The sequence below is a fragment of the Candidatus Vallotiella adelgis genome, assembly GCF_020541305.1.
In the GTDB taxonomy this organism is placed as follows: domain Bacteria; phylum Pseudomonadota; class Gammaproteobacteria; order Burkholderiales; family Burkholderiaceae; genus Mycetohabitans; species Mycetohabitans adelgis.
Window position 1 is genome coordinate 109,092 of the sequence record NZ_CP047396.1, and the last position, 13,452, is coordinate 122,543.

The 13,452-nt window shown below is 47.1% G+C and carries 12 protein-coding genes and 1 pseudogene; 3 read left to right on the plus strand and 10 right to left on the minus strand.

Going from position 1 to position 13,452, the window contains the following annotated elements:
• Positions 1-462: 462 nt before the first annotated feature.
• Complete coding sequence (holB, locus tag GJV44_RS00465) at positions 463-1,518, minus strand: DNA polymerase III subunit delta' (RefSeq protein WP_226806566.1); 1,056 nt, start codon at positions 1,516-1,518, stop codon at positions 463-465.
• 9 nt (positions 1,519-1,527) lie between these two features.
• Complete coding sequence (tmk, locus tag GJV44_RS00470) at positions 1,528-2,184, minus strand: dTMP kinase (protein ID WP_226806567.1); 657 nt, start codon at positions 2,182-2,184, stop codon at positions 1,528-1,530.
• 774 nt (positions 2,185-2,958) lie between these two features.
• Between tmk and ygfZ the strand changes: the two genes are divergently transcribed.
• Positions 2,959-3,984: a CAF17-like 4Fe-4S cluster assembly/insertion protein YgfZ gene (gene ygfZ, locus GJV44_RS00475; RefSeq protein ID WP_478210271.1), complete on the plus strand. Its 1,026-nt coding sequence runs from the start codon at positions 2,959-2,961 to the stop codon at positions 3,982-3,984.
• 284 nt (positions 3,985-4,268) lie between these two features.
• Positions 4,269-4,949: a ribosome biogenesis GTP-binding protein YihA/YsxC gene (yihA, locus tag GJV44_RS00480; RefSeq protein WP_226806838.1), complete on the plus strand. Its 681-nt coding sequence runs from the start codon at positions 4,269-4,271 to the stop codon at positions 4,947-4,949.
• A gap of 356 nt (positions 4,950-5,305) precedes the next feature.
• On the opposite strand, the gene guaB is transcribed toward yihA, so the two are convergent.
• From guaB to GJV44_RS00495, 3 genes and pseudogenes are all read right to left on the minus strand, one after another.
• Positions 5,306-6,769 (minus strand): IMP dehydrogenase, encoded by a 1,464-nt coding sequence (gene guaB, locus GJV44_RS00485; RefSeq protein WP_226806568.1) that lies wholly within the window; start codon positions 6,767-6,769, stop codon positions 5,306-5,308.
• Between the two features lie 648 nt (positions 6,770-7,417).
• Positions 7,418-7,729, minus strand: a complete 312-nt coding sequence (locus GJV44_RS00490; protein ID WP_226806839.1) for an RnfH family protein — start codon at positions 7,727-7,729, stop codon at positions 7,418-7,420.
• A 28-nt stretch (positions 7,730-7,757) separates the two neighbouring features.
• Positions 7,758-8,197: pseudogene (locus tag GJV44_RS00495) on the minus strand (type II toxin-antitoxin system RatA family toxin).
• Between the two features lie 139 nt (positions 8,198-8,336).
• Between GJV44_RS00495 and smpB the strand changes: the two are divergent.
• Positions 8,337-8,786 carry an SsrA-binding protein SmpB gene (gene smpB, locus GJV44_RS00500; RefSeq protein WP_226806569.1) on the plus strand — a complete coding sequence of 150 codons (450 nt, stop codon included), beginning with the start codon at positions 8,337-8,339 and terminating at the stop codon, positions 8,784-8,786.
• Positions 8,787-8,894: 108 nt separating this feature from the next.
• On the opposite strand, the gene GJV44_RS00505 is transcribed toward smpB, so the two are convergent.
• The 5 genes from GJV44_RS00505 to lpxD form a co-directional block, all read right to left on the minus strand.
• Entirely contained in the window at positions 8,895-9,110 is a 216-nt protein-coding gene (locus GJV44_RS00505; protein ID WP_226806570.1) for a hypothetical protein, read from the minus strand.
• A gap of 303 nt (positions 9,111-9,413) precedes the next feature.
• Entirely contained in the window at positions 9,414-10,592 is a 1,179-nt protein-coding gene (gene lpxB, locus GJV44_RS00510) for a lipid-A-disaccharide synthase (protein WP_226806840.1), read from the minus strand.
• Positions 10,593-10,602: 10 nt separating this feature from the next.
• Positions 10,603-11,391, minus strand: a complete 789-nt coding sequence (lpxA, locus tag GJV44_RS00515) for an acyl-ACP--UDP-N-acetylglucosamine O-acyltransferase (RefSeq protein WP_226806571.1) — start codon at positions 11,389-11,391, stop codon at positions 10,603-10,605.
• 42 nt (positions 11,392-11,433) lie between these two features.
• Positions 11,434-11,898: a 3-hydroxyacyl-ACP dehydratase FabZ gene (gene fabZ / locus GJV44_RS00520; protein WP_226806572.1), complete on the minus strand. Its 465-nt coding sequence runs from the start codon at positions 11,896-11,898 to the stop codon at positions 11,434-11,436.
• Positions 11,899-11,938: 40 nt separating this feature from the next.
• Positions 11,939-13,054 carry a UDP-3-O-(3-hydroxymyristoyl)glucosamine N-acyltransferase gene (lpxD, locus tag GJV44_RS00525; protein WP_226806573.1) on the minus strand — a complete coding sequence of 372 codons (1,116 nt, stop codon included), beginning with the start codon at positions 13,052-13,054 and terminating at the stop codon, positions 11,939-11,941.
• Positions 13,055-13,452 lie beyond the last annotated feature (398 nt).

The window sequence follows — 13,452 nt, forward strand, 5'->3', positions numbered from 1 at the left end:
TTAAGCACGTTGCACTTAATACTATCTAGTAACGCGTTCTTCGGTAACCGTCTCTAATTAATCGGAGACATAACAGTGAAAAAATTTTAGGCTGCGCTAATTATAGTCAAAAACGAAACCAAGCACTGTATCACACACTCAGTATCGCACACTTAGTAAGGCTGAGGTGACCGGGGGCAGCGGATTAAAGAATCGCAATCTAAACTCTTACTCTAACCTCTTACCAACTTTGCTAATCTACAGACTGGTGCAAGTAGAGGATAACCCTAATAAGGCTATGCTAAGTTAGAGGGCTATAAACGTTAGAAAAGTCTAATAACGCATTTACTTTTCCGTCGCGATTTATAACGTATGTCGGGTAGATAATTCATATTGTGTGTATTGGAAACAACAGTTCAGTTATAAATCACTCGGACTAGCAAAAATCGGCTCGCGTAGCCATATAATAAAGTACTTTCGTCATCAGTTCTTCCCGAATATTCTCCGATAACAAATAAACAGTTCCTCAACAATCAATCGACCATTTAATGCATGTTGTTCTACAGCCCGCTGTTGTGTGATTCTCTTCAGAAACTGAGCAACTAGAAAAGGCGTAGTACTTTGTGCAATATATTGCAGCGCGTTGCAGTGCGCTGGAAAGTAGCGTGGTTTGCTACTCATTTGTATGGTTAGTACATCATAGAGCCATCGTTGAAACCATCCAAGAACCGCCGGTACTGGCGCTTTATACAAAGCTTCGCCACAGGCAAATGGGTCACAGGCAGGGCCAGCCGTAAGTTGTTTCAGCGCAAAACGCTTAAGTAATGTATACCCATCATGGGCTATAGCAAGCGCAGCTAACGGCGCTCCACCAGCTTCCGCAAGAGTCTCAGCTGGATCATTAACAGACTGACTACGAAGCCATTCTACAGCACTTGACTCGTCGGGCATCGTCAACGGCCATTGTCTACAGCGACTCACGATAGTCGGCAGCAAATGCTCTATATTCGCACTTACAAGTAGGAACAACACCCCAGGGGGTGGCTCCTCTAGTGTCTTAAGTAGTGCATTAGCTGCTGTCACGTTGAGTGTCTCAGCCGGGAAAAGCACTACTACGCGCCGACCACCGCGGTGCGAGCTAATGTTACAGAAATCGAGTAGCGCCCTAACCTGATCAATTCTAATCTCCTTGCTTTGCACTTTAGATTTTTTTCTAATCAAGCCCGTGCTATCGTCATCATCCACATATTTACTACAAATATTTTTTTCATTATCACTATTTACGTGCAGTGGCATAGCTTCGGGGCAGAGAAGCCTGAAATCTGGGTGATTACGTTTCAGGAACCAGGTGCATGCAGCGCACTGCCCACACGCATGAAAATCATTATAAGGTCGCTCACATAACAGGCTCTGTGCAAGCTCGCAAGCAAAATTAACCTTGCCGATGCCGGCCTGCCCATGCAGCAACAATGCGTGAAGCCCGTGCTCTCGTAGTTCCTGAATATGCGTCCAGTCGCTATATTGCCAGGGATACAACATTGTTATCGATCAAATAGTAGTAATAATAGTTTCAAGTTGTTCGCGCACCTCAGTGACTGAACCTGTCGCATCGACGATTTCAAACCGCGATGGTGCCTGTTCTGCACAGCGTAGATACTCAGCACGAGCGCGAGCGAAAAACTTATCCGATTCACCCTCAAACTTATCAGATGTACGAACTCGACTACGCCTTTCTCTGGCAGTATCAGTCGGCACATCAAATAGAATAGTACAATCTGGTTGTAGATCAGCCTGCACCCATTGTTTGAGTATCTGCAACTTGTCGATCGACAGGCCACGCCCGCCGCCCTGATAGGCAAATGTAGCATCTGTGAAACGATCGGATAGCATCCAGTCACCGCGGGTAAGCGTGGGCTCGATTATTAAAGCGATATTCTCGCGCCGTGCTGCGAACATTAGCAATGCCTCTGTTTCGAGATGCATTGACTGGCACAGCAGAATTTCCCGAAGTGCCTCGCCGAGCGAAGTGCCACCTGGCTCGCGCGTAGTAATAAGATATGCACCGAAGCGGGCAGCACGCTCAGATAAGCGGTCGCGAAACCATGCTAGGTGAGTTGTTTTGCCAGCGCCATCGATTCCTTCAAATGTGATAAACTTTCCACGCGGGCGCGATTTTTCACAGCGGTTGGTCGTGATATCTATCATGCCGATGACCCCGATATATTTAGCGATAGCTTTATTGTAATCGCCGAACCAGCTAAAGAATAACTACTGCTATCGCCGGTGTTCGGCGAAGTACAGCGCGCATAGTGATATTGTATAGCGTATCAACTGAAAGTCTTAGTCGCGCAAGCAGCTAAGGTAAGCGCACCAATTCTACAAACCATGAGCGGATCGATTTGCAATAGCATCGCTAAATAGGGACCGGTTAATGATCGGTTGGATAAATAGGTACATGCGACGAAAAATGCTCTGAGTGTGCACTCCTATAAATAAGTTAGTATATACAAGAAGGACGGGGCCCTTCTTAGGCATGACTAAGGATGCCTTGCAAAGTCGGATGCGCGTTAATTGCGTCGTGAATTCTGTGAAAACTCTACTCCCCCCGAAATGTGCAATATACAATGTAGTGTAACGTTGGCCGAGAATAGATAGTTGTTAGATTGTAATGTGAAGAATAAACACACTACGCAGTGCAGTAATGCTAAAGCATGGGTATGCAGATCATAATATTATCAAGCACTGCGTAGAATAATGCTTAGCTTAAGCGTAATACAGAGTAGTACTACTTTACTCTAAATAAACGTGCGAGACTCAATACTAAACAGTGACACAGGTAGCCATAACAGTGATAACTAAAATCGCTACCGTGGAAAATAGAATTTTCCTGAAACGACCATATGAAAAAGCACTGAGGAAGACTAAATATAATACCTGCTCAGCCCAAGATAAAGTCAGAATTGACTACTCAGCTCGAACATGAATATTTTATCGAAAGACACTGGACAAGGTGATGCCTACGCTGGGTATAGCACCGACGCATTTACAGTTCTTCACGCTGCACGGGGCACTTATATGGTGCTCAACCAATTCGGAGTGATAGATGTGCATGGTGACGATGCGACGAGCTTTCTACACGCTCAATTGACCAATGATATTCAGAGCCTTGGAGTGGGTAGCGCACAGCTAGCCGGCTTTTGTTCACCAAAGGGGCGGCTGCTGGCCACATTGCTAGTTTGGCGTGCCGGCAATGCTATGCGCATTCTGGTTTCTAGAGATCTAGTCGCCCCTCTTACAAAGCGATTATCTATGTTCGCACTGCGCGCTAAGATCAATCTCATCAATACTACTGATCATCTGACTGTAGTCGGCTTTGCTGGCAATGTCTATGTAGCGCTATTACAGTGCTTCGAGATGTTACCAGAGAAAGCGCGTGCGAAGATTGATGCATCTTGCGGAGAATTAATACGTATGTCGGATGTAAACAACCTACCACGCTTTCTATGGGTCGGGCCGAAAGCTACGATCGAAGCAAAAATTGCAACGCTAGATGCCACACATCATATGCGAAAAGTCGAGCCTGCTCTATGGGACTGGCTTGACATCCATGCGGGTGAACCTCGCGTTAATGCTGCGACAAGCGAGCAGTTTGTGCCGCAGATGATTAATTTTGAACTTATCGGTGGCATAAGTTTTCGCAAGGGCTGCTATCCGGGTCAGGAGATAATCGCCCGTTGTCAGTATCGCGGCACAATTAAGCGCCGTATGGTATTAGCACACGCCACACAGGCACATGCTGGCGTCGAGGTATTTCATTCGGAGCATTCTGGGCAACCGTGCGGAATGGTCGTCAATTCCTCTTCAGCCCCTAAAGGGGGTGTAGATTGCCTCGTCCAGCTCCAGCTTAGCGCACTTGACACTGGATCGATTCACATCGGGTCTCCATTCGGTCCGCTTCTGATATTTCCAGTTACACCGCGCTTCGTTTATGATGAATTACTTTAAGAAGCTCCTTAAAGGAGGTAGACTAGTTTTAAGAAACCTCTTCAGGATGTTAATTTATCAGAGTATTGTTGTTGTACGCAACTTATATGAATAAACTTAGAAGCAATCACGCGGTCTAACCAACCACCTCCAGAGTACTTTTCTCAAGGTTGTTGAGACTGACGACGCCGCACTGCATCCAGTGATTTATTATCAGGCGCTATTCATGATGATGCCAACCTGTGGTTAGCCAACCCGTGGTTACTCAGCGAGTATCTTCATAGTACGCTGCCTTATTTGCTGATATCATGCTTTTTCTACATCAGTCTCGTTTTTTGACAACCGTAAACTATCTGCGCGATCTTCCAAAAACAATGCAGCCAGAAGTAGTGTTCGCCGGCCGATCTAACGCTGGCAAGTCTTTGGCGATCAACGTATTGTGCAACCAAAAGCGACTGGCGTTCGCGAGCAAAACACCGGGACGTACACAGCATATTAATTACTTTTCAGTTGGACCACTGAGCACACCTGTTGCATATTTGGTAGATTTACCTGGATATGGATACGCTAAAGTACCCAGTGCCGTGAAAGAACATTGGGAAACATTATTGAGCAAATACCTAACGACGCGAGCACAAATCCGTAGCATGATCCTTGTGATGGATGCGCGGAGGCCGTTCACGGAATTAGATCGATGTATGATAGAGTGGTTTGGTGTAACTGAACGGCCGATCCATGTCCTGCTAACTAAGTGCGACAAGTTATCGCAACTAGGGCGCGTCAACGCACTGCGTGTTGCGGAAAAAGCCGCTATTGCCTACCAGGTTGCTGGTCTACCAAGTAAGATGACAATACAGCTGTTTTCGGCTGTTAAGCGTATTGGCTTAAGTCAGGTGCATATGCTTTTGTGGCACTGGCTAGCACCTGACTCTAATGTACCAGCAGATAGAGGGGGTAATTCGCCTTTGCTAGATGCGAGTGACTAATGATTAAACTGCCAATAAAACCCGCCGAGTAACGGCAGGTCAAAAGATCGCATCGACTTAATTCTCATCCCTATAAGATTTGTTCTATATCACTGTTGATAAGGAATAAACCAATCTAGCCGGTGCTTGTTGTCGTGGTAGTGCAGGTTTATTAATCAATCTCTTCCCTGTTATTTAGTTCGTACTAATAGTCGGGGTTGAACAACCATCTTACTGCCTCATAGGTAATACCTACACTAATTACGGCGCTTTATACGATGGAGCGCTCGGAGATTGTAATTATCTAAGGCCGCATGCTTGTGTCACTAACGTATTGAGTGCAGTGCCCGCATATATAAGGGTATCACAAGTCTACTTTACTCTACATGGTAATTTGGCGCTTCTTTCGTGATCTGAACATCATGCACGTGCGATTCGCGGCTGCCAGCCGATGTAATCTCGACGAACACGGATTTTTCGTGCAACTCCTTGATCGTACGGCAACCACAGTAGCCCATACTCGCGCGAACACCGCCAATCAGTTGGCAGAGAATCGCGTTGACGCCACCTTTATATGCAACACGACCCTCAATTCCTTCCGGAACCAGTTTATCAACGTTAGCTGAATTATCTTCCTGAAAGTATCGATCTGCCGCACCATCTTTCATAGCGCCAACCGACCCCATGCCGCGATACGATTTGTACTGTCGCCCTTGGAATAGAAATATATCGCTAGGCGATTCTTCGGTACCAGCCAACATGCTGCCCATCATCACAGTGTCGGCGCCTGCGGCTAACGCTTTAGCTACATCTCCAGAGTAGCGTACACCACCATCAGAAATTACAGGCACGTTGCTGCCCCGTAGCGCGTCAGATACGTTCGCGATCGCAGTAATCTGCGGAACACCAACACCAGCAATAATTCGCGTAGTACAGATAGAGCCTGGCCCAATGCCAACTTTTACGCCGTCGGCACCGTGCCCGACTAATGCCTTTGCTGCTTCAGCAGTCGCAATGTTGCCGCCAATGACATCGATAGATGGAAAATTCTGCTTGACCCAGCGCACTCGTTCTAGCACGCCCTGACTGTGCCCGTGCGCAGTATCAACAACAATTACGTCAACACCTGCTGCTGCTAGTGCCTCTACACGCACTAAGCTCTCTGGACCAACGCTAATAGCAGCACCAACCCGCAACTTGCCATGCTCATCCTTGCATGCATCTGGATGCTCGGTTGCCTTCGTGATGTCTTTGACGGTCATTAATCCACGTAGCTCAAACGCTTTATTAACCACTAAAACACGTTCTAGTCGATGATGGTGCATAAGCGATTTCGCCTTCATCAGCGACGTCCCTTCTGTGACAGTGATTAGCCGTTCCAGCGGTGTCATGATTGCTTGCACGGGTTCATCTAAACGCTCCTCGAAGCGTAGATCACGGTTCGTCACGATACCAATTAGTTTCGCATGGTCGATAACCGGAAAGCCTGAAATGCCATGCTGGCGAGACAGAGCAACTACTTGTTGCACCTTCATATCAGGTGTTATGGTAATTGGATCTCGTAAAACGCCGGACTCAAAACGTTTGACCTTCGCGACTTCACGTGCTTGTTCGACTGGTGTCAGGTTTTTATGTATGATGCCGATTCCACCTTGCTGCGCCATCGCAATCGCAAGCCGCCCTTCTGTTACTGTGTCCATTGCAGCTGACATTAGCGGAACATTCAGTAATACATTGCGAGTCAGTTTAGTTTTAAGATTAGTGTCGCGCGGCAATACGCTAGAGTATGCTGGTACGAGAAGCACATCATCAAATGTCAGTGCTTTTTGGATAAGACGCATAGAAAATCCCGAGGCGCAAAACCGAATTATACTAATAGTTATTGTAATTTTCACTGTCCAAGCAGTTAGTTGCATATGCATTGCAATCCTCTAGGATATCGGCAACACAGGTATTGCGCTGATTTCAGGATGGAGGACAAAGAACTGTGTGCTACGCCGTCGGCCTTATGCGGCGCTACTAGGTGTTGCCCACGTTGCAATCAACACTGACTGCAATCAACACTGACGGGGGGCTTAGAATTGGGGCTTAGAATTGGCATGCAACGTCGGAGGCGATGTGTATATTCGTATATTGCTATTCGATGCTGATTGAGGCTTATGCGCGCGTTGTGCACAGATGTTTATCTAACTCGCTTTTGCAGCGCTACATCGTTTTAATTCTTGTTAACGTTACACCATCGCCGCTGACAGGTTAGTGTGCCGCCGATAAGCTGTCATACTCTCTGGATATTTCTATTATGACGCGGTTACGCTGTTATAGTGATTTTCGACGACATCGAACACATCATGTCATGATAGCGGTAGTGAAAGTATTTGACGACGGAATCAGAATTATTACCGTCATGCTGATAACGTGTGATGAGCTGTGCTTCTGCCCGTGCAGCATAGTTTGGCAGAAAACACTTAATCTTAAATATTAACCACTGTTCAATATGTGTTTTTCCGCACTCTTTTCATTCTTTTATAGAAATCTTTATCGATGCGGCGTTGCCTTGCGAGCTTTGGATCGACGATCAACGATCGATAAATCTCAACACGGTCACCGTGCTCAAGCGCTGAGTCCAGCGCGCGAATACATCCGAATACGCCGATGCGTTGGTGGATTAGGTTGATCTTCGGATGTATTTTCATGATCTTGCTAGCTTCGATAGCATCGTGCAGTGTTGTTCCGATGGGCAGTTTCAAACTGACAAGCGTCTGGGTATTAAGCAGCGCATAACAAACTTGCACTTCGAGCATAGGGCTATTAGCAATCAATGCCGCTAAATCAATAGTAGCCATAGCGCTCTCTTGCCTGCTTAATAAGCGATTCAACAAATGTGTTCGCAATATGCTTAAACACTAGGCTGATTAGCCTCTCTAAGATAAGGCTGGAAAACTCATACCACAAGACAAACTAAATCTTACACATATTATCCCCCAGTGGGCTAAAGCTCCAATAGCCCGTGAATATCTTGAAGGGCCCTGCCGCACAAACTCCATATCAATCCGTTTCGGACGTTGTTGCTTATTATGCGTAGCGAAATTCTGATGAACACCCTTGAAGCAGATGTCGATCCGTGCTTTCATAATCGTTTCGTCTTGGTACTAGATCTCAACATCATTGCATCAGAGAAGAAAGTTTGGGTAGTCAGCAACATCAGTTATAAGATTGAACATATACTCCATGAAATAACAAATAAAAACGGTTTTTTGGACTTCTTCTATAAAAAACATCGAGGGGGCGGTAGTGCTTTGTGCGGTTGCAGAAAGCCCAGAAATGTGATGCTCCTAGCTATAACGCAGCCTTTTATGCCGGGTTGCTTTAATAAAAGAATAATTCTATCTTAGTTAATCAAACCTATTCATGAGCATTATTGATAATAAAAAAGCATTCTTCGATTACCTGATCGAGGAACGCTACGAAGCGGGGCTCGTGCTTGAGGGTTGGGAGGCTAAAGCACTGCGTGCTAGGCGAGGTCAGATCAAAGAAGGATACATTGTTGCACGTAATGGCGAACTGTTTCTGATTGGCGCGCATATCAGCCCATTACAGACTACCTCAACACACGTGCACGTAGATCCTATCCGTACGCGCAAGTTGCTCCTCAACGCTCATGAAATCCGAAAGTTAATCGGGAAAGTCGAGCGGCGCGGCTATACAATAGTGCCGTTAAAACTCCACTACAAGAATGGACGAGTGAAGTGCGAAATCGGTCTAGCCAGTGGCAAGAAATTACACGACAAACGCGAAGCTGAAAAGAAGCGTGATTGGCAACGCGAAAAGGCACGGATTCTGAAAAACACTACACACTAGTAGTGTTTGCTTTATTGGCTGCACCGAATACTCTCATCTTATGCTGAGTTTGTTCTCTCGCGCGCGATATCGAGCAGTCAGTGTAGTGCCGTTCGGATCAAGCTTTGATTAAGCAAGACAGCGTGTAGCGCACGGCCGAACCGTACGCCCACGCAGCAATCGGCCCACTCTCAGGTTGATATTGTGCAGCGGCTGTGCGCCATTCGGATCGGTAACAAAGACCGGAAACGCGAATCGTGTCAGAAATTCAGTAATGTTTACCTGCTCGTAGATACGTCTCAAAATTGCGCACCCATGCCGGCACGTAATACCTTGGTCGATCATGCGTACGCTGTACCAGGAAAGTAGAGCACATTACTAATCACAGCTGTAGCTATGCTGCGCACAGGATCGATCCCATATTACTAGAATCTTACACACCTTCTAGTACTATGCAATTAGTCTTAATACATACTGATAGTAGTTGTAACAATACGTCTATCACGAATAGAATGCCGATTCTATTTTCGAGTCTCGATAAATGTGAGAAAGCACATCGCTATATAATACTACCATCGACGGATCTAGTTCCTCTATCCTACAATAAAGAATTGTGCCACTATATCGGAACACCTGCATAAAAACAGATTATCGAGTCCTCTTAGGGGACACCCCTGATTCGATAATATCGACGACTACTTCTGCTGAACGTGCAGCAGAATTGCGGCGCAATCGTTCGTGCATCTCAGTGAATAGTTCTACTAGTATGCAACGGTTCGTCTCATTATTAAGTTGTATCAGCATTGCGTCAGCAAGCGCTTCTGATGTTGCGAACTGCTGCAATAGCTCAGGAACGATAAATCGACCGGCAAGAATATTTGGCAAACCCACGTACGGCAAATAACTTTGCCACTGCATGATCTGCCCGGTTAACCATGGTGCCTTGTAAGAGATTACCATCGGCTTTTTTAGCAACGCTGTTTCTAATGTTACAGTTCCACTTTTAGTTAGCACAGCGTCGGCAGCTGTTATTGCTAATTGGGCATTACCGACGGTCAGCGTTACAGGCAATCTTGGGTATCGATCTGAGAGCGGCTGCAGGCGCTTGCGGATCGCTGGGTTTGGTGCAGGAACAATAAAGCGCAATGTTGACTCACGTTTATGCATTAAGTCCATCGTTTCAAAAAACGTTGGAGCAATCAAATCAATTTCAGAAAGACGGCTTCCTGGCAGCACGGCGACAACCGGTCCACTATCTGGAAGGCCACTCGCACGGCGGGCGCTTAGGCAGTCTGGATTAAGCGGAATAATATCAGCTAGTGGATGTCCTACATATGTAGCCGCTATACCAGCTTTGTCTAGAATCGCTGTTTCAAACGGAAATACACATAACATGTGATCAACAGCCTTAACGATCTGCTTGATGCGCCTGCCTCGCCACGCCCAGATAGACGGGCAAACAAAGTGGATAGTCGGAATACCCGAGTGCCGAAGTCTCGTTTCGAGCGAGAGGTTGAAATCTGGTGCATCGACCCCGATGAATACACTTGGCAACTTTTCTAATAGCCGCTGTTTAAGCTTATGGCGAATATGCAGGATTTCTGGGATATGACTTAATGCTTCGATATACCCGCGTACCGACAACTTATTTATTGGCCAGTGCGCATCAAACCCGTGTACAGCCATTTGTGGACCACCGATTCCATAATATTTTGTGTTTGGCGGAAGCAGCGCGTCGAGGCCAGTCAACAAAGATGCCGCCAAAAAATCGCCAGATGGTTCACCGGCTACCATCGCAATCTGGATCGGATTCGAATATAAGGTCATCGTTGCCACATCAACGAACAATACCACGCTTAGCGGATTCAATGAAGCGAAGAAATACCGAGACTGGCGCGTCACCGTCTGTGCCTTGCTTAGCTAACTCACGCAATTTCAATTTTGCTTCGTCTAACGATAGACCATTTTTATAGAGGATCCGGTACGCAGCCCTCAATGCGGAAATAGCATCGACCGTAAAGCCACGACGGCGCAGTCCCTCGATATTCACGCCGTGCGGATGAGCTTTCTCGCCAGCTGCCATCACATACGGTGGTAAGTCCCGCACTAACACCGATGCGCCACCGAGAAACGAATGTTCGCCAATATGCACAAACTGGTGCACACCAGACATTCCACCAAGAATGGCCCAATCACCAACACTAACATGCCCAGCAATCTGTGCATTGCTAGAAAATATAGTATGGTTACCAACCTGGCAATCGTGAGCAATGTGCACATATGTCATAATCCAGTTTTCGTCGCCGATACAGGTCACGCCATTGTTTTGTAGAGTACCAGTGTGAATCGTCGTAAATTCGCGAATGGTGTTTCGATCACCTATCTCAAGCCGTGTAGGCTCTCCAGCATACTTCATGTCCTGCGGCTTACCGCCGAGTGCTGTAAGATGGCCGATCTGGTTATGCTGACCGATTGTCGTATAGCCTTCAATAATTGTGTGTGAACCAACTATTGTATGTGGACCAATACGCACGTGTGCCCTGATTACTGCATATGGGCCAATTTGTACAGTGTCATCCAAGTCCGCGCCTGATTCGATAATCGCGGTGGGATGGATACAAGTCATAGCTTCGCTCTTGCTTCGTTCTGCGTTGCGACAATGCCCGACTCAGACAGCGGAATGCGTCTGCTTAACCGTGCACATTAAATCTGCCTCGACTGCTATCGCCCCTTCGACCTCTGCATGTCCCTTAAATTTCCAGATTCCCCGCATACAGCGCTCGTACGAAATATTTAGGATCAGCTGATCGCCTGGTTCGACAACATGTTTGAATCGCGCTTTATCGATGCCGACAAAGTAATATAGCGTCTTTTCTGGATCGTACGGTTCCTCGGCAAATGTGAGTAACCCAGCAGTCTGTGCAAGCGCCTCTAAGATGAGTACGCCTGGCATCACAGGGCGCGTCGGAAAATGACCGGCGAAATAAGGTTCATTGACTGTCACATTCTTTAGTGCCTTAATACGTTTATGCGGTTCTAGCTCTAGTACGCGGTCAACAAGCAAAATCGGATATCGCTGTGGCAGCAAGGTAAGAATTTTGTGGATGTCTAGGTTGATTGTTTTTGTGCTCATGGTGTTTCAGCGCGACTGGGCGCGCATTGCATGCAGTATGTTATGGCGGCTCGCCGGTATCGCCACGTGACGCATAGCATGCATCAAGCGCGGCTTCGATCGTTTTAATCCGCTCGCGTAGCTTGTCGATATTGCGCAGAATCGCAGCGCTTTTATTCCAGTCACCGCGAGGCATAGCGGGAAATGCGCTAGTATAGATACCCGATTTCAGCAGTGACTTGGATACCCCAGACTTTGCTGTTACAACTACACGATCAGCAAGCGTGATGTGACCAGCAATACCAACTGCACCGCCAATCATGCAGTATCGACCGATTGTTGTACTGCCAGCGATACCTGTGCAACCGGAAACCACCGTATAGGCACCAATCCGGCAGTTGTGTCCGATCTGGACTAAGTTGTCAATTTTCACACCTTGTTCGATGAGTGTATCGGCCATTACGCCCCGATCAATTGTTGTATTCGCTCCAATCTCTACATCTGGGCCAATCGTCACTGCACCAACTTGCGGTATTTTCACCCATTCGCCCGTCTGCTCGTCTCCTTCGCCGGCAAAGTCTGGCGCAAAACCGAAACCATCCGCACCGATTACTGCACCCGAATGTACAGTTACGCGCTCGCTTAGGTAGCAACCATGGTACACGGTTACGTTCGGATACAGGCGAGAATCATCGCCAATTGTTGCGCTATGGCCGATAAAAACATGTGCGTCGATGTGCACGCGCGCGCCGATTACCGCGTTCGATTCTATCGTTACGTAAGGGCCGATCGTCGCGCTACTCGCTATCTTTGCAGTAGGCGCTACTACTGCAAAGGGATGAATTCCGATTTCTGAGGCTGGTAACGTTGCTGCTGCGAATTGTTGTGCAATGCGCGCAAAATAAGCGTACGGATTCTGTATGATAACAAAGGTTGGTCTGGGCTCGGCGTCAGTCAACCCGTGTTCAGCTTGCAGCTTATCGAGGTTCGGCTGACTGATCAAAATCGCTGCCGCACGCGTTGAACTTGCCTGAGATAAATACTTTGGATTGGCAACAAAGGTAAGCTGGCTGGGACCAGCGCTGTCTAGCGATGCTATTCCCATAATTATGCGGCCTGCATCGCCTACGATCGTGCCGCCATAGCGTTGAGTCAACTGAGCTATTGTCATCGACATATGTGACGATACTCCGGGGTTAATGCATGGCGGTTGGCAAGCGCTTTTATCACTTGGTCTGTGATGTTAACGTGCGTACTTGAATAAACTACATTCTGTATAGAGAATCATAACACTGCCGCTTATCCATGGGCTGGACAACCTCTCTCCTAAGTCCTGATATAATACGCTCCACTTCCTTTTTTGCGTTGGTTGCAGTCCTCGTGAAACTCGTGCTGTCTGTATTGACGGTCTACATCAGATTGCGCAAGGTCAGGTTGCTTTTTAGGCGAAGATATCGTCGATGCATCATAGGATATCGCCTAGAGCTCTAGTGCGATTTCTTGTAGGCCGCGGTTTTGTAGACCTTGTTCGTGCTTAGACCGCTCCTGTTCCCACTGACACTGTAAGGATTGAGC

What these genes read in the sequence shown, in the direction of transcription:
- lpxA (WP_226806571.1), bottom strand. Translation starts at nt 11,391, where the DNA reads ATGACTTGTATCCATCCCACCGCGATTATCGAATCAGGCGCGGACTTG.
- GJV44_RS00490 (WP_226806839.1), bottom strand. Translation starts at nt 7,729, where the DNA reads ATGCTCGAAGTGCAAGTTTGTTATGCGCTGCTTAATACCCAGACGCTT.
- fabZ (WP_226806572.1), bottom strand. Translation starts at nt 11,898, where the DNA reads ATGAGCACAAAAACAATCAACCTAGACATCCACAAAATTCTTACCTTG.
- lpxB (WP_226806840.1), bottom strand. Translation starts at nt 10,592, where the DNA reads ATGACCTTATATTCGAATCCGATCCAGATTGCGATGGTAGCCGGTGAA.
- ygfZ (WP_478210271.1), top strand. Translation starts at nt 2,959, where the DNA reads ATGAATATTTTATCGAAAGACACTGGACAAGGTGATGCCTACGCTGGG.
- guaB (WP_226806568.1), bottom strand. Translation starts at nt 6,769, where the DNA reads ATGCGTCTTATCCAAAAAGCACTGACATTTGATGATGTGCTTCTCGTA.
- tmk (WP_226806567.1), bottom strand. Translation starts at nt 2,184, where the DNA reads ATGATAGATATCACGACCAACCGCTGTGAAAAATCGCGCCCGCGTGGA.
- smpB (WP_226806569.1), top strand. Translation starts at nt 8,337, where the DNA reads ATGAGCATTATTGATAATAAAAAAGCATTCTTCGATTACCTGATCGAG.
- holB (WP_226806566.1), bottom strand. Translation starts at nt 1,518, where the DNA reads ATGTTGTATCCCTGGCAATATAGCGACTGGACGCATATTCAGGAACTA.
- GJV44_RS00505 (WP_226806570.1), bottom strand. Translation starts at nt 9,110, where the DNA reads ATGATCGACCAAGGTATTACGTGCCGGCATGGGTGCGCAATTTTGAGA.
- lpxD (WP_226806573.1), bottom strand. Translation starts at nt 13,054, where the DNA reads ATGTCGATGACAATAGCTCAGTTGACTCAACGCTATGGCGGCACGATC.